This is a genomic window from Chromobacterium sp. ASV23 (assembly GCF_016428945.1).
Lineage (GTDB): Bacteria > Pseudomonadota > Gammaproteobacteria > Burkholderiales > Chromobacteriaceae > Chromobacterium > Chromobacterium sinusclupearum.
Genome location: NZ_JAELTR010000017.1, coordinates 45929 through 60062, shown reverse-complemented (window position 1 = coordinate 60062; position 14134 = coordinate 45929). Strand labels below are relative to the sequence as shown.

Annotated in this window: 16 protein-coding genes; 7 read left to right on the top strand and 9 right to left on the bottom strand. The window is 63.6% G+C overall.

Translation table 11 applies throughout. From position 1 onward, the window contains the following. Nucleotides 1-39 precede the first annotated feature (39 nt). The 7 genes from JHD59_RS09585 to JHD59_RS09555 all read left to right on the top strand — a co-directional run bounded on the left by JHD59_RS09585 (nucleotide 40) and on the right by JHD59_RS09555 (nucleotide 5363). Nucleotides 40-330 carry a helix-hairpin-helix domain-containing protein gene (locus JHD59_RS09585; RefSeq protein ID WP_199154062.1) on the top strand — a complete coding sequence of 97 codons (291 nt, stop codon included), beginning with the start codon at nucleotides 40-42 and terminating at the stop codon, nucleotides 328-330. Further along, entirely contained in the window at nucleotides 327-953 is a 627-nt protein-coding gene (locus tag JHD59_RS09580) for a paraquat-inducible protein A (protein WP_233163975.1), read from the top strand. Before JHD59_RS09585 ends, JHD59_RS09580 begins: the two co-directional genes overlap by 4 nt. Continuing rightward, a complete protein-coding gene (locus JHD59_RS09575; protein WP_103321620.1) occupies nucleotides 935-1570 on the top strand; it encodes a paraquat-inducible protein A in 636 nt (211 codons plus the stop codon). Before JHD59_RS09580 ends, JHD59_RS09575 begins: the two co-directional genes overlap by 19 nt. Beyond that, nucleotides 1560-3179: an intermembrane transport protein PqiB gene (locus JHD59_RS09570; protein WP_199154060.1), complete on the top strand. Its 1620-nt coding sequence runs from the start codon at nucleotides 1560-1562 to the stop codon at nucleotides 3177-3179. The genes JHD59_RS09575 and JHD59_RS09570 overlap by 11 nt, the downstream gene beginning before the upstream one ends. Beyond that, nucleotides 3176-3757: a membrane integrity-associated transporter subunit PqiC gene (locus JHD59_RS09565; protein ID WP_199154059.1), complete on the top strand. Its 582-nt coding sequence runs from the start codon at nucleotides 3176-3178 to the stop codon at nucleotides 3755-3757. Before JHD59_RS09570 ends, JHD59_RS09565 begins: the two co-directional genes overlap by 4 nt. Further along, nucleotides 3754-4278 carry a molybdopterin-guanine dinucleotide biosynthesis protein B gene (mobB, locus tag JHD59_RS09560; RefSeq protein ID WP_199154058.1) on the top strand — a complete coding sequence of 175 codons (525 nt, stop codon included), beginning with the start codon at nucleotides 3754-3756 and terminating at the stop codon, nucleotides 4276-4278. The genes JHD59_RS09565 and mobB overlap by 4 nt, the downstream gene beginning before the upstream one ends. A gap of 143 nt (nucleotides 4279-4421) precedes the next feature. Then, entirely contained in the window at nucleotides 4422-5363 is a 942-nt protein-coding gene (locus JHD59_RS09555) for a DMT family transporter (protein WP_199154057.1), read from the top strand. Nucleotides 5364-5543: 180 nt separating this feature from the next. Here the strand turns inward: JHD59_RS09555 and JHD59_RS09550 are convergent, their stop codons facing one another. The 9 genes from JHD59_RS09550 to JHD59_RS09510 all read right to left on the bottom strand — a co-directional run bounded on the left by JHD59_RS09550 (nucleotide 5544) and on the right by JHD59_RS09510 (nucleotide 14033). Beyond that, nucleotides 5544-6113, bottom strand: coding sequence for a hypothetical protein (locus tag JHD59_RS09550; protein WP_103321625.1), 570 nt, complete (start codon nucleotides 6111-6113; stop codon nucleotides 5544-5546). Beyond that, nucleotides 6110-6763 carry a DUF484 family protein gene (locus JHD59_RS09545; RefSeq protein ID WP_199154056.1) on the bottom strand — a complete coding sequence of 218 codons (654 nt, stop codon included), beginning with the start codon at nucleotides 6761-6763 and terminating at the stop codon, nucleotides 6110-6112. The genes JHD59_RS09550 and JHD59_RS09545 overlap by 4 nt, the downstream gene beginning before the upstream one ends. Nucleotides 6764-6817: 54 nt before the next feature. Then, nucleotides 6818-7648: a diaminopimelate epimerase gene (dapF, locus tag JHD59_RS09540; RefSeq protein ID WP_199154055.1), complete on the bottom strand. Its 831-nt coding sequence runs from the start codon at nucleotides 7646-7648 to the stop codon at nucleotides 6818-6820. A 108-nt stretch (nucleotides 7649-7756) separates the two neighbouring features. Further along, nucleotides 7757-8323, bottom strand: coding sequence for a C40 family peptidase (locus JHD59_RS09535; protein WP_103321628.1), 567 nt, complete (start codon nucleotides 8321-8323; stop codon nucleotides 7757-7759). 379 nt (nucleotides 8324-8702) lie between these two features. After that, nucleotides 8703-9968: an Hsp70 family protein gene (locus tag JHD59_RS09530; RefSeq protein ID WP_199154054.1), complete on the bottom strand. Its 1266-nt coding sequence runs from the start codon at nucleotides 9966-9968 to the stop codon at nucleotides 8703-8705. Nucleotides 9969-10045: 77 nt separating this feature from the next. Beyond that, nucleotides 10046-11140, bottom strand: a complete 1095-nt coding sequence (locus JHD59_RS09525; RefSeq protein ID WP_199154053.1) for a site-specific integrase — start codon at nucleotides 11138-11140, stop codon at nucleotides 10046-10048. 89 nt (nucleotides 11141-11229) lie between these two features. Further along, nucleotides 11230-12690 carry a GDL motif peptide-associated radical SAM/SPASM maturase gene (locus JHD59_RS09520; RefSeq protein ID WP_199154052.1) on the bottom strand — a complete coding sequence of 487 codons (1461 nt, stop codon included), beginning with the start codon at nucleotides 12688-12690 and terminating at the stop codon, nucleotides 11230-11232. A gap of 82 nt (nucleotides 12691-12772) precedes the next feature. After that, nucleotides 12773-13327, bottom strand: coding sequence for a DUF1842 domain-containing protein (locus JHD59_RS09515; protein WP_071108554.1), 555 nt, complete (start codon nucleotides 13325-13327; stop codon nucleotides 12773-12775). Between the two features lie 52 nt (nucleotides 13328-13379). Next, nucleotides 13380-14033 carry a DUF1842 domain-containing protein gene (locus JHD59_RS09510; RefSeq protein WP_199154051.1) on the bottom strand — a complete coding sequence of 218 codons (654 nt, stop codon included), beginning with the start codon at nucleotides 14031-14033 and terminating at the stop codon, nucleotides 13380-13382. Nucleotides 14034-14134 lie beyond the last annotated feature (101 nt).

Below are 14134 nucleotides of genomic sequence, written 5' to 3'. Positions count from 1 at the left end.
TATCATGTAGTCTCAATGACTACGCCACGGCCGCACTCCATGCATCCATCCCGTTGTCCGCCGCCTGCCGCGGCGCAGGATTTGCTGCAGCTGCCCAATGTCGGCGCGCGTACCGCCGCCGACCTGCGGCTGCTCGGCATCCAGACGCCGGCCGACCTGCGCGGGCGCGACCCTTACCAAATGTACCTGCAGTTGTGCGACGCCACCGGGCAGCGCCACGATCCCTGCGTGCTCGATGTGCTGATTTCGCTGAGCCATTACATGGCAACCGGCGAAGCGCGCAGCTGGTGGAGCTTCACGGCGGAACGCAAGCGAAAATGGCGGCTATGATTCCTCGCGCGCCGCGCCTTACCGCATGCCACGATTGCGACCTGCTGCTCCGGCTGCCGCCAGCCGGGGAGGCGCGCGCCACCATACGCTGCCCGCGCTGCGGCGCGGCTTTGTACGAGCAGGGCACTGATGCGCCATCCACCTCTTGCGCCCTGCTGCTGGCCGGCGTGGTGGCGTTTGCCATCGCCAACTGCTATCCGGTGCTGATGCTGGAGGTGGCCGGCAACCGCAACGCGGCCACGCTATGGCAAACCGCGCTGGCGCTGCACGGGCAGAACATGCCGGAGGTGGCGTTGCTGGTGCTGTTCACCGGCATCGTCATGCCGGCCCTGGCCTTGTGCAGCATGCTGTATCTGCAGCTTCCCTTGCTGCTGGGCAAGGCGCCCCCGGGCTTCGCCGTCATCATGCGCTTGTATGGCATGGCGCGCCCCTGGTGCATGGTGGAGGTCTTTTTGCTGGGGGTGCTGGTTTCGCTGGTCAAGCTGGTGCATTTGGCCAATGTGCATCCCGGCATAGGCCTGTGGGCTTTCTTCGGCCTGATCGTATTGATGACGGCCAGCGCCGTCCGTTTTCGGCCCTATCGCTTATGGGAGCGTTATCAGGCATGCGCCGCTACGGAGTGAACAGCGCGGCCGAGCGCAATCTCTGCCTGTGCCATGGCTGCGGTCTATTGTGCCGGGTCAGCCCGGGGCAGGACAGCGCCTGTCCGCGCTGCGGCGCGCCGCTGCATCTGCGCCGCCCATCAGCCTTGCAGCGTTGCTGGGCCTTGCTGCTGGCGGCGATGATTTGCTATTTGCCGGCCAATCTGTTGCCCATCATGGAAACCACGGCGCTGACCGGCGTGCAGCGCGACACCATCATGAGCGGCGTGGTTTACTTATGGAACAATGACTCCTGGCCGCTGGCGCTGGTGGTGTTCACCGCCAGCGTGCTGGTGCCGCTGATGAAGATCCTGGTGCTGTTGTTGCTGCTGTGCAGCGTGCAATGGCGCTGGCGCTGGGCGCCGCGTCAGCGCACCCGGCTGTATCGCATGATCGAGCTGATCGGCCCCTGGTCGATGCTGGATATTTTCGTGGTGGCGCTGATGGTGGCGCTGGTGCAATGGCAGTCGCTGGCCAGCATCAAGGCCGGGCCGGGCGCGATCGCCTTCGGCGCGGTGGTGGTGCTGACCATGCTGGCGGCGATGAGTTTCGACCCCAGAATGATCTGGGATCCGGTAGAGGAATACGATGAGCAGTGACAACCCGCAAAACCTTCCCGAGCCGGAGCTGCCGCAGGCGGTGCCGGTCAAGCGACACCGCTGGGCGCCGTCGCTGATCTGGCTTATACCCGTGGTGGCGGCGCTGATCGGCGGCTGGCTGGCGGTGCATGCCATCCTGTCGCGCGGTCCGACCATCACCATCTCGTTCCAGAACGCCGAAGGCATCGAAGCCGGCAAGACCCGCATCAAATACAAGGATGTGGAAATCGGCGAGGTGACCTCGGTCAAGCTCAGCCCAAACCGGCAGGCTATCATCGCCACGGCTCAGTTGAGCAAGGAAGCGGCCGACTATCTGGCCGAAGACAGCCGCTTCTGGGTGGTGCGGCCGCGGATCTCCGGCGGCAGCGTATCCGGCCTCGGCACGGTGCTGTCCGGCTCCTATATCGGCATGGACATCGGCAAGAGCGCGGTGCGCAAAAACGAATTTGTCGGGCTGGAAACGCCGCCTATCATCAATGCCGATTTGCCGGGGCAGGCTTTCTTTCTGCGCGCCGACAATCTTGGCTCGCTGAATACCGGCTCGCCGGTGTATTTCCGCCGCGTGCCGGTGGGGCAGGTGGTGGGGTATGAGTTGGACCCTAAAGGCGGCTTCGTCCGCGTCGCCATTTTCGTCAATGCGCCATATGATCGCTTCGTCACGGCCAACAGCCGCTTCTGGCACGCCAGCGGCGTGGATGTGTCGCTGAGCGCCAATGGATTGAATGTCAGCACCCAGTCGCTGGCTGCCATCGCTCTGGGCGGCATCGCGTTTGAGACGCCGCTGGCTGACAACGGCGGCGTGCCCTTGTCCGACCGCAATTTCATCCTGCACGATACGCGGGAAAAAGCGCTGCAGAACCCTGATCGCGAAATGCAGCCGTTCCGCCTGCGCTTCCATCAATCGCTGCGTGGCCTCAGCGTGGGCGCGCCGGTCGATTTCCGCGGCATCACGATCGGCGAAGTCACCGCCATCGGCGTCGAATACATGCGCGAACGCAAGGACTTCGACATGACGGTGGACATCCGCATCTATCCGAGCCGGCTGGATAGCCTGTCGCATGGCGGCCGGGTGTCCGGCAAGCTGTCGCCGCAGCAACTGGTGGCCAATGGCGTGCGCGCGCAGCTGCGCTCGGGCAATCTGATCACCGGCCAGCTATACGTGGCGCTGGACTTCTTCCGCGACGCGCCGCCGGCCCAGTTGGTGGTGCGCCGGGGCGTAGCCGAGCTGCCCACCATTCCGGGCGACTTGGAAGAGCTGCAGCGCGTGTTGCAGCGCATCGTCAAGAAGCTGGACGCCGTGCCGTTCGACGATATCGGCAAGGAGACGGAAGCGTCGCTGAAAGCCATGCGGCAAACCTTGGACAGTGTGAAGAAGCTGAGCGAGGGGGCGAACAGCGAGACCCTGCCGCAGTTGAGCAAGACCCTGCAACAACTGCAGCAGACGCTGGACGCCACGCAGAAGACGATGAAGGCCGATTCGCCATTGCAGCAGGATGTGCGCTCCGCCGCGCAGGAAGTCAAGGAAACGGCGCGCAGCTTCCGCGCGCTAGCCGATTATCTGGATCGCCATCCCGAGGCGCTGGTGCGCGGCAAGGAGGCGCAGCCATGATGAAGAATTGGATACTCGCCGCGTTATTGGCGGCGGCATTGGGCGGCTGCGCTACGCCGCCGGCCCGTTTTTACGGCCTGGACGCCGTGTCCGGTCCTACCGCGCCATCGCGGCTGGGACAGCGCGTGCTGCTGGGGCCGGTGACGCTGCCGGCGGCGCTGGATAGGCCGCAGCTGGTGCTGGACAATGGCGAGGGCGAGCTGAGCCTGCAGGAGTTCGCGCGCTGGAGCGCGCCGCTCGACCGCTTGCTGGCGCAGAATCTGGCGCTGGGCGTGTCCCGGCACAGCGGCCTGGCCAGCGTCTATGCGTATCCGCAGCCGGGCATGGACGGCGGCGAACTGCGCTATGTGCTCGATGTGCGTCGCCTGAGCCTGCAGCCGGGGCGGCAGGTGGCGCTGGAAGCGGTGTGGCAGTTGCAGAATGTAGCGGATGGCAAGGTGTTGGCGGGCGGCAGCTTCAGCCGTGCGCAGCCGGTGACGGCTGCCGACGCGCCAGCCTTGTTGGCCGCCCTGCGGACGCTGCTGGATGGCCTGTCCCTTGATATGGCGGCGCCGTTGCGGGAGCAGCCGGTACGATGAGCGCGAATCATTCTATTGTTTTGGGTATTTGCGGCACGTCCGGCAGCGGCAAAACCACGTTGCTGGAGGCCGTGTTGCCCAAGCTGCGCGAGGCCGGATTGGCGGTATCGGTCATCAAGCATAGCCACCACGATCTGCAGCTGGATGCGCCGGGCAAGGACAGCTTTCGCCATCGCCAGGCGGGCGCCTGCGAAGTGATGGTGGTGTCGCCGCATCGCTTCGGCTTGTTTGCCGAGACCGCCGCCGAGCTGACGCTGGACCAGCAACTCTCCCGCCTGTCGCCGTGCGATCTGGTATTGCTGGAGGGGCACAAGGCGCAGCCGGTGCCTAAGCTCGAAATCTATCGGCCCGCGCTGGGCAAGCCGCCGCTGTTCGAGTCTGATCCCGGGGTGATTGCCGTGGCAAGCGATAGCGCCTTGGATGCGCCTTGCCCGGTGCTGGACCTGAACCATCCCGAAGCCGTGGCGCGTTTCATCGTCGGCTGGCTGGCGCAGCGGAAGGCTGCGGCGCCGAGAGCGTGATATTCCATCATATGGATCTTGTCTGAAATAAATTACGAAACTCGCTGTTTTTTCTGGAATTTATTCTATCCGGTTTGGATTTGATTGAATTATAGTGTTGCGCTGTTTTGGTATAATTCTGGCAGTTTATTCCAGTTATCGCCATGAACAACGCAACAAACAATCGAAACGCCTATCTGCTATTGGTGCTGACCATGTTGATGTGGTCCACCAATTTCATCATCGCCCGCGCCTTGCATCAACAAGTGGGACCGTTCACGCTGGCATTTGCCCGCTGGGCCATCGCGCTATGCTGCGTGCTGCCGTTCGCCTTGCCCCGCTTGCGGCGCAATTGGGACAAGCTGCGCAAACAATGGCCGCTTTTGCTGCTGCTGGGTCTGTTCGGCATCGGCCTGACCAATACCTTGGTCTACTGGGCGGTGCAAACCACCACAGCCACCAATGCCGTGATTTTGAACAGCGCCACGCCGGTGATGGTATTGCTGCTGGGTTCGCTGTATTTCCGCCAGCGCTTGAGCAGCCGGCAGTGGTTGGGCATGACGCTGGCGCTGTGCGGCGCCTTGCTGATCGTGCTGAAAGGCAAGCTGCTGGCCATAGGCTCGTTTCATTTCGGCGCGGGGGACTTGCTGGTCTTGGCCGGTGGCCTGTGCTGGGCGATCTATACCTTGGGCCTGCGCAAGCTGAAGCCCGGGATCGATGCCATGGTGCAGATGGCGGTGCTGCTGCTGGTCGGGGAGGCGGTATTGCTGCCCTTGTTCGGCATGGAGCTGGCGCAACGCGGCTTGCCGACTCTGGACCGCGCCGGCTGGGCCAGCCTGTTGTATCTGGGCGCCTTGCCGTCGGTGGTGGCTTATCTGTTGTACAACCGTGCCATCGCCATGGTCGGCACCGCCAAGGCGGCCAGCTTTTTGTATCTGATGCCGGCCTTTGGCGCGCTGCAGTCCATTGTGTTGCTTGGCGAGGAGCTGCACTGGTATCACGCGGCCGGTTTGGCCGCCATTTTTGGCGGGATTGCGTTGAGTTCCTTGACCCGGGCGCGGACGGACCCATCTGCTGCGCCGGCCTTGCGCCCGCGGGAATCGTGATTTTCCGCTAGCGAGTCAGCCGTGGTAAGCTGATGACATTAGCAGCCGGTTTGCGTTGCCTATTTTTGTTTATGCACCCGCAAAAAAACCGTTATTGGAACGATCTGCAACGCAGGGCTGTAGCGGCGCCGTGAGAACGGCGCCGCTTTTTTATGCCTATGCGAAAGTCTGGCTATGGCTTTAGGTCATGTGCAGCAACAGCGGCACGGCCCAGTCCTTCAGCCAGGTCATCAGCAAGGGGATCATCAGGCATAGCGCGCCCCAGCTGATCCAGCTGGTGCCGCACACCGGCTGCCTGCGCATCGCCAGCAGCTGCAGCCGGTAAGCCAGATAGCTGACTATGATGGTCAGCGGCGGCGCCAGCAGATAAATGGCGCGCGGTTGCTGGCTTAGCCAAGGCGACAGGCCAAGCACGCCGATATGCAGCGCCAGCTGGCTGCACAGCAGGGCGGCCAGCCGCCGGTCTTGCCCGGGGAAACTCAGCACGCGTCCGTCCACCCGCATATGCGCCGCGGCCCACATCACGGCCGTCACGCCCAACCAGGCATAGGCATAGACGAAGGGCAGCAGCAGGGGGGAAACCAGAGCGGTATCGACTTGCTGCCGCAACAGGGCAACCAGGATCAGATAGGCGGCGGCAAAGCAGGCCAGCGCGCTGCCGCTGCGGCTGGTGCCCAGCCGCCATAGCAGGTGCAGGAAAAACAGGATGACGATGCAAAGCAGCAGCAGGCCGCCTGCCGTAGCCGTCATGCCGCCTCCAGCGCGGACAGCAGCGCGGCGGAGGCCAATTCCCCGATCTGGGCCAGGTACTGCGTATGCATGTCGAAGGTGAAGCGCTGCGCATCGTCGCTGGCCAGCACCAGAATGCCGAAGGCCTGGCCGTCTGCGCCGCGCAGGGCCACCTGGGCGAACGATTGCAGTACCGGCTTGGCCGGGAACCAGCCCATCACCTCGTCGTTGACGTAAGGGCCGCAATACGGAGCATTCAGATTGCGCGCCAACCCTTGCACCTCGTTGCGCGAATTGTAGTGCTCGTCGTCGCCTTCGGCGGCCGGGTGCCACAGTTTCAGCGCGACGCGGTCCAGCTGGAATTCTTCCGCCAGCGCGCGCTTCAACGCGGCGATGCGCTCCTTGGCGCCGCGGGCAGCCAGTTGCGCCAGCGTCAGCCGGTGTAGCCTTGCCAGCAGGCGGTCGTTGTCATGTCCGCGCTCGATCAGCTGTTGCAGCTGCGCCTCCAGTTGGCGGTTGCGGTCTTTCAGTTCCAACAGCTGCCGCTCGGCGAAGGACACCACCACGCGCTCGCCGTTTTGCGGCGCCGGCTGCAGGCCGTAACGCGCGGCCAATTGCGCCAGCAGCTCGGGATGTTCGTCGAGAAAAGCCAGGACCTGTTCGCTGTGCATCTGTCTTGCCCTTTCCTTGAGTGATGCAGAAATGAATTGGTGTCTTTGCTGGACTTAAAGTTCGATTTCGCCTTGGAAAACCGTTACCGCCGGCCCGGTCATGATCACCGGATGGCCTGCGCCGGCCCATTCGATGACGATATCGCCGCCGCGCGCGTGCACGGTGACGCGCGCGTCCAGCCAGCCTTGGCGGATGCCGCAGACCACCGCCGCGCAGGCGCCGGTGCCGCAGGCCAAGGTCTCGCCGGCGCCGCGCTCGTAGACGCGTAACTTGATTTCTTGGCGATTGAGTATCTGCATGAAGCCGGCATTGACCCGCTGCGGGAACCACGGGTGGCCCTCCACCAGCGGGCCGACTTCAGCCACCGGCGCGCTATCCACATCATCCACCCTTTGCACGGCATGCGGATTGCCCATCGAGACGATGCCGATTTCACAGGCGCGCCCGTCCAGCGGCAGCGAGTAGGTCAGCGCTTCGGCTTCGGCCAGGAAGGGCAGGTCGGCCGGGGCGAAGCGCGGCACGCCCATGTCCACGCGCGCCAGGCCGTCGCCCAGGTATTCCGGCGCGATCACGCCGCGCGCGGTTTCCACCGTGATGCGGGATTTGTCGGTCAGACCGGCGTCGCGGACGAATTTGACGAAGCAGCGCGAGCCGTTGCCGCATTGCTCGACCTCGCCGCCGTCGTTATTGAAGATGCGGTAGCGGAAATCATGGCCGGCCTCGCGCGGCGGCTCCACCAGCAGCAACTGGTCGAAGCCTATGCCCAACTGGCGGTGGCCAAGCCGGCGAATCTGTTCAGGCGAGAGGGAAACGTTTTGGCGCACGCCGTCAATGACCATGAAGTCATTGCCCAGGCCGTGCATTTTGCTGAATTTCAGTTTCATGAGCCGATGTCTGCGCTGCGTGATGCGGGATAGCGCAGATTAGCATAGCCCCGGCGGATATACATCGGGAATGGAAGCGCGCCGCCAACCGGTGGCGCGGCAGACGCATCAGGCGCGCAATACGGTGCGCGCGCCTTCATAGCGCGGGGCGAAATAGACGTTGTCCAGCCGGGCTACGCGTATGGTGCTGTTGGTGCGCGGGGCGTGGACGAATTTGCCGTCGCCGATATAGATGCCCATGTGCGAGAACGGCCGGTTCATCGTATTGAAGAACACCAGATCGCCAACCTGGCGCTGGCTGTCCGGAATCGGCTTGGCCATATTGGCGATTTGCGCCGCATTGTGCGGCAGCTTGATGCCGATGGCGTTCTGGTAGATGTAGCTGACCATGCCGCTGCAGTCGAGGCCGGCTTCCGGATTGCTGCCGCCAAAGCGATAGCCGCCATCGAGCAGGCCTATGGTGTACAGCAGGATCTCGCGGCCGTCGCCATCGGCGCTGAGGCTGGACAGCGAGGTGTCGCCCGAGGGTTTGCCGGGGCGATAGGGCGGGCGCTGGCTGGTTTTGACGGGCGTGGTGCCGCAGGCGGCCAGCAGGGCGGCCAGTCCGGCCAGCGCCGCGCCGCGCAGCAACTGGCGGCGCGCGGCGCCGTCTTGGTCCAACGTGGATTCACTCATGGTTGCTTGGACTCCATTTCTTTTCATTTGACGATACAACACCATGATTTGAAATCAAATTTCAGAAACGAGAATGGGTATCCCGCACTTCCTTCCACATTGATCGATCCGCCGCTTAGAGCCGCTCACAAAACCTTGTTAGAGAACCTGAGCCAAGGCGCGCCGACGCAGACAGTACAAGTCGTACGGCAAGGAGGCGCAACGCAGGATCAGGGGTTTTGTTAGCGGGCCTTAACCCGCCGCATCAGGCTGGGGCCGCGCCGTCATCGATGATTACAGCTTATTCGTATCCGGCGAGTATAGCGAAACTGCGCAGGCGAGTCAGCCGGCGCGGCGCTCAAGCAGCGCCTGGGCGACGCCTGCGGATCAAGATTTGGGCTTAGCCGTAGCGCTTTTTCGCCTCGATGGCGAGGCCGCTGCCGATGCTGCCGAACAGATTGCCCTCCACGTGGTGGGCATTGGGCAGCAGCGCGCGCACGCCGGCGCGCAGCGCTGGCACGCCGCTGGAACCGCCTGTGAAGAACACCGTGTCCACTTGCTCAGCCGTGAGGCCGGCATCGGCCAGCAGCTTGCATACGGTGGTGGAGACGCGGTCCAGCAGCGCGTCTATGCTGGTTTCAAAGTCCGCGCGCGCCAGGTCGCAATGCAGGCCGCGTTCGATCGGGTCCAGCGATAGACGATGCGTATCGTTGTCGGACAGCGAGATCTTGGCGGCTTCCACTTCCATCGCCAGCCAGTGGCCGGCGCGCTCCTGGATCAGCTTGAACAGCCGGTCCAGCTTTTGCGGATCTGCCGCGTCGCGGTGCACGTCCTGCAGATCCATCCAGGCCTTGCGGGTGTAGGCGAAGTTGATGGTGTGCCAGGTGGCCAGATTGAAGTACTGGCTGGACGGCATTTCAGCATTGTTGCGCAGCCGAGTCTTGAAGCCGAACAGAGGCATCACGCCGTGCAGGCTCAGTTGGCGGTCGAAGTCCGTGCCGCCGATGTGCACGCCGCCGGTGGCCAGGATGTCGCCGCGGCGCTCGTCGTGGTGGCGGCGCTCTGGAGACAGCCGGATCAAGGTGAAGTCCGATGTGCCGCCGCCGATGTCCACGATCAGCACCAGTTCTTCCTTCTGGATGGTGGACTCGTAGTCGAAGGCGGCCGCAATCGGCTCCAGCTGGAAGGAAATATCCTTGAAGCCAACCTCGCGGGCGATGTCGGCGAGCGTGTCTTCGGCCAGCTTGTCCGCTTGCGGGTTGTCGTCGACAAAATAGACCGGGCGGCCCAGCACCACGTGGTCGAAAGCGCGGCCGGCGCCGGATTCGGCGCGGGCCTTCAGCTCGGCGATGAACAGCTTGAGCAGATAGCGGAACGGCAGGGCCTTGCCTTGCACTTCGGTCTGGCTGTCAATCAGGCTGGAGCCGAGCAGGCTTTTCAGCGAGCGCATCAGCCGGCCTTCATAGCCTTCCATGTATTCGGCCAGCGCGGCGCGCCCAAAGCAGGCGTGATCTTCCTCGTAATTGAAAAACACCACCGACGGCAGCGTGATCTTGCCGTCTTCCAAAGGCAGCAGCGCGTCATGGTCCGGGCGCAGCCAGCCAACGGTGGAGTTGGAGGTGCCAAAGTCGATGCCGCAGGCGCGGGAGGCGGTTTGGATCGTCATTCGGGCATCTCCTTGAAAATAAAAGAGGCGGGATGGTACGCGGAATGACGGAGAAAGGGAAGGGTTATGCAAACGGGTTATGTGTTGTCGCGGCGCAGTTTGTGCAACTTGCTGGCCTGATGGCGGGCGTCTTCCTCGCTGTGCAGATAGCGGCGGGTGGTTTGGATGCTGGCGTGGCGCAAGTTCTGGCTGACCAGCAGCAGCGGGACGCCGGCTTCCAGCTGATGGCTGGCGGCGGTATGCCGCAACCAATGGGTGGAGGCGCGGCGCAGTTGGTCTTTCAATTCTTCGCTGGGCGCGCTGAGCAAGGCCTGGGCGAAGATTTCCTTGCAGATCAGATAGATGGCCTTGTCCGATAAGGGTTCCGTCCGACCCTTGGCGCCAATGCGGCAGACCAGCGGCGTGTCGTCGCCGCTTGTCGGCTCCGCTGGCAGGCCCAGGCTGTGCCGATAACGCGCCAGAGCCGCCATCAGTTCGTCCGATAAGGGGATGCGCGCGGCGACATCGCCCTTGCCCAGCACGTTCCACCACCAGTTGCCATGGCGCTTGGCCAGATCAGAGGCGCGTGCTGCGGCTGCTTCAGCGCGGCGCGCGCCGGTCAGATACAGCAGGGTGAACAGCCAGCGCGCGCGTTCGGCGTGGCGAATGTTTCTATCGGTGTCGCGCGGCAGCGCGTCCAGCGTGCTTTGCAGATGCTGCCAGCACGCGGCATCGAGAAATCGCTCAACCTCCTGGCGCTGAGTCTTGCCGCCGCGGCGGCGCAGCAGCTTGAACGGATTGCCGTTGAGGTAGCCGGCGTCGTTGAGGTAGGAAAACAGCGCGCCCAGCACGGTCAGGCTGTGGTTGATGCTCTGCGGCGACAGCGGCTTGGTGAACGGCTTCCATTGGGGATGGCTGCGCGGCCGGGCCGGGCCTATCCATTGCTCGGCCGGATGCGGAGAGGCTAAAAAGCGCCGGTAGTCCTGCACGTCCTCCCGTTTCATCTGGGCCAGCGTTTGCCGCCGGCTGTCCAGCCAGAGCAGCAGGCGTTCCGCCTCCTTGCGATAGCCAGCCAGCGTGGCGGGCTTGTCAGCGTGCTCGGCCAGCCAGGTCAGCACGGCCTGGGTGTCGGATTGGGCCTGGATCAGTTGCGCCGGGCCGGGGGCGGGAGGATGAAACGTGTCGGGAAGCATGGCGAGCCATGGTAGGGCATCGGCCGGAAAATGCAAGCCGTGGCGGAGAGGCTGGCGCTTGCCGGGCGGGGCGCCGCCCGGCCATGGCGTCAGGAAACTTCTCCCAGCAGACTGCGCAGCCGCTGGATGGCTTCATCGCGCTCTGCCATTTTCTGGCGGTGCAAGCGTTCCGCGGCGATGACGTCGCCCTTGCAGTGCGGACAGGTGGTTTCGTGTTGATGGATGTATTGCTTGCAATTGCGGCATAGCGCCAGCCTTGCCGGCGGATGGCCGGTTTCCGGCGCTTTCTTGCCGCGGTTTTTCCAGCTGAGTTCTATGACTTGGCCGCTGCGGCTGATCTGGCTCACCACCTTGCCGCTGGCGATGTCTTCGGTAATCAGGTCGAAACGGCCGACGGCGAACGAATCCTGGGCGGCATCTTGCAGTTTGACGATGCGCTCGCGCAGGCCGCGCTGTTGCAAGTCCAGCGCCCGGTAGTGGCAGTACGGGTTGTTGCCGGGTTTGCCCAGCAGCGAGTGGGACGTCCAGGTGCAGCCGCCGCGACAGACATCGTTGTAATAGCAGCCGCGGCAGTAGCCCCACAAATCGTCCACCGAACGCAGCCGGCCGAAGTGGATGCCTTCGCTGTGCCGCCAGATGTCTTCCAAGGCCATGTCGCGGACATTGCCGCCGGCAAATCCCACGGTGGCCAGCGATGGACAGCCCTTGACGGTGCCGTCCGCTTCCAGCGCCATCACCGTTTGCCCCGCGCCGCAGCCGGCCCAGTGCACGCGGTCATCGCCAAAGCCGCGCCAGATGTGTTCGTAAGGGCCGTAATAGCCGATGTTGTTGCCTATGGTCATCAAGAGGCCGCGTTCCAATCCTTCCTGGTACAGGCGGGCGAGCAGCGGCATCAACTCCAGCACGCGGTATGGCTGCAGCAAGACTTCATCGTTGTCCACTGCGTTGCCCATGGCCACGGTCAATTGAATCTGCCAATGCGTGGCGCCGAGTTCGATGATGTGGTCCATCAGCGCGGGCAAATCCGGCATGGTGGCCGCGCCGATCTGGGTGTTGACGCTGACTGCCAAACCGGCCGCCTTGGCGCGCCGCAAGGTGTCGCTGGCTTTGTCGAATGAGCCCGGCACATTGCGCAATTTGTCGTGCAGCGGCGCCAGCCCGTCCAGCGAAACGCCCACGCCATTGAGGCCGGCGTCTACCGCCTCCTGCAGCTTGGCCGGGGTCAGATTGCGGCCGCCGGTTTGGGTGGCGCAATAAATGCCATGGCCCCGGATGGCGCGGATCAGTTGAGTCCAATCCTTGCGCAGATAAGCTTCTCCGCCGATCAGCGTGATTTCGCGCGTGCCCAGCTTGGCCAGCGCGTCTATCACCTGCAGGCATTCCGCCGTGGAAAGCTCGCTGTGGCGGCGATGGCCGGCGCGGGAGCCGCAATGCAGGCACTTGAGGTCGCAGGCCAGGGTGATCTCCCAGACCACGTGAACGGGATTGTAGCGTTCGAAGTCTTCGCGGCTGAGATAGCGGGCAGGGCGTTTTTCTTGGCTGTCGGACATGGGCGTTCCTTGGCGGGAAGTCCGGGCATGGCGCCCGGACTGTCTGGCGGTTCACCGCCCTCGCCGGGGCGGCTGCGGCGGGTCAGCGGCTGCCCAGTTTTTCCAGGGCTTCGTTCAGGCTACGGATCTGCGCCTCCGCTGCGGCAAGCAGTTGCCGCGCCTTGGTCTCGCCGACATCGGCCCGGCTGGCTTCCGTCAGCGCCGAAGCGTAGAGCGTATGGAAGTGGGAGCCGGCATTGGCGCTGGTATTGGAAATATCTTCCGCCACGGTGGAGGTGGCGGCCAAATGCTGGTTGACCACGTTATGCCACTCGCCGTTATAGAAGTACTTGTAGCTGACGGTGCCGTTTTGCCAGTCTGCGGACAGGTGCCCGCGCAGATGGAAGGTTTCCGCCACTTTGCTGATCGGGCTGGTGGGGCTGCCGTCCAGCACCAGGATCACTTGGTCGCCCAGGACGGAAAAATAGCCCCAGACATTGGCCTTGAAGTCCACTGGCGGATTGGTGCTCTGGAACACGCTCGCCGTGCCGGCGACCTTCTTGTTGGCGGTATCGACCACCAGATTCAGATTCAGTATTGGCGCGCCGTAAGCCGAGGTGGCGGTGGCGAGGCGAACGAGGAACAGTTCTTCGGACATGGGGAAGGCTCCCGAAATAGAGTTGGATCAAGGTGTTCGCAAAGTTTGGGGCTTAGCGCTGCAGCTTCTCTTTGAGGAGATTGGCCGCCGCCAGCAGGCTGTCGCGCTGATTGGTTGCCGATTCGCGCAGCCGGCTGATTTCGGCCGCGTCGTTCTTGGCGACGGCGTTCTGGACGGAAACCGCGTACAGCGGGGTATAGACTGGATCCGGGTAGGGGTTGACTGGCAGGCGTTCCAGCGAGCGGTTCAGATGGGCTGGCGCATTTTCCACATTGATCCAGGTCTGGCCATCGTTGTAGCTGTAGTTGGCGACCCCCTCCGCCCAAGTGCGGTCAAGCAGCAACTCGATCTTGAAGCCGATGGGGGAATTGGCGTGCGGGCCGCCATGGTTGCCTTGAGCGGTGATCAGGATGCGGCCGTCCGATGGCGGCATCACGGTAAGGTAGGTGTATTGTCCCCACACGTCATAGGTGGTGGCGGACGGATTTTGCGTGGCGACGGCCTGGGTGATTTTGGCAAAACCCACTACCGTGTCCGCCACGGTATTCACCAGCAAGCTCAGCGTCAGGGTCTGCGCTCCGGCGGCGCCAGTGGTGATGATATAGCTGACAGGGAATAGGGCATCCTGGGTGCGGCCGGCAGTGCCTTGCGCCTGTTGTAGAGCGGTGCCGTAGGGCGGCGCGGACAGGTTGGTCGATTCGCTCATGTCGTCTTCCTTGATAGAGGGTGAGGGAGGGCTGGCGTGATGGGCCGGGTCAAGGCTTGCCAGTGCTTACCGGTTTAGCAGGCGGAGCAAGACGTGTTTTG

Bases quoted from the DNA above. Each gene is read 5' to 3' on its own strand.
- JHD59_RS09585 (WP_199154062.1), top strand. From the start codon at position 40: ATGCATCCATCCCGTTGTCCGCCGCCTGCCGCGGCGCAGGATTTGCTG.
- JHD59_RS09580 (WP_233163975.1), top strand. From the start codon at position 327: ATGATTCCTCGCGCGCCGCGCCTTACCGCATGCCACGATTGCGACCTG.
- JHD59_RS09575 (WP_103321620.1), top strand. From the start codon at position 935: ATGCGCCGCTACGGAGTGAACAGCGCGGCCGAGCGCAATCTCTGCCTG.
- JHD59_RS09570 (WP_199154060.1), top strand. From the start codon at position 1,560: ATGAGCAGTGACAACCCGCAAAACCTTCCCGAGCCGGAGCTGCCGCAG.
- JHD59_RS09565 (WP_199154059.1), top strand. From the start codon at position 3,176: ATGATGAAGAATTGGATACTCGCCGCGTTATTGGCGGCGGCATTGGGC.
- mobB (WP_199154058.1), top strand. From the start codon at position 3,754: ATGAGCGCGAATCATTCTATTGTTTTGGGTATTTGCGGCACGTCCGGC.
- JHD59_RS09555 (WP_199154057.1), top strand. From the start codon at position 4,422: ATGAACAACGCAACAAACAATCGAAACGCCTATCTGCTATTGGTGCTG.
- JHD59_RS09550 (WP_103321625.1), bottom strand. From the start codon at position 6,113: ATGACGGCTACGGCAGGCGGCCTGCTGCTGCTTTGCATCGTCATCCTG.
- JHD59_RS09545 (WP_199154056.1), bottom strand. From the start codon at position 6,763: ATGCACAGCGAACAGGTCCTGGCTTTTCTCGACGAACATCCCGAGCTG.
- dapF (WP_199154055.1), bottom strand. From the start codon at position 7,648: ATGAAACTGAAATTCAGCAAAATGCACGGCCTGGGCAATGACTTCATG.
- JHD59_RS09535 (WP_103321628.1), bottom strand. From the start codon at position 8,323: ATGAGTGAATCCACGTTGGACCAAGACGGCGCCGCGCGCCGCCAGTTG.
- JHD59_RS09530 (WP_199154054.1), bottom strand. From the start codon at position 9,968: ATGACGATCCAAACCGCCTCCCGCGCCTGCGGCATCGACTTTGGCACC.
- JHD59_RS09525 (WP_199154053.1), bottom strand. From the start codon at position 11,140: ATGCTTCCCGACACGTTTCATCCTCCCGCCCCCGGCCCGGCGCAACTG.
- JHD59_RS09520 (WP_199154052.1), bottom strand. From the start codon at position 12,690: ATGTCCGACAGCCAAGAAAAACGCCCTGCCCGCTATCTCAGCCGCGAA.
- JHD59_RS09515 (WP_071108554.1), bottom strand. From the start codon at position 13,327: ATGTCCGAAGAACTGTTCCTCGTTCGCCTCGCCACCGCCACCTCGGCT.
- JHD59_RS09510 (WP_199154051.1), bottom strand. From the start codon at position 14,033: ATGAGCGAATCGACCAACCTGTCCGCGCCGCCCTACGGCACCGCTCTA.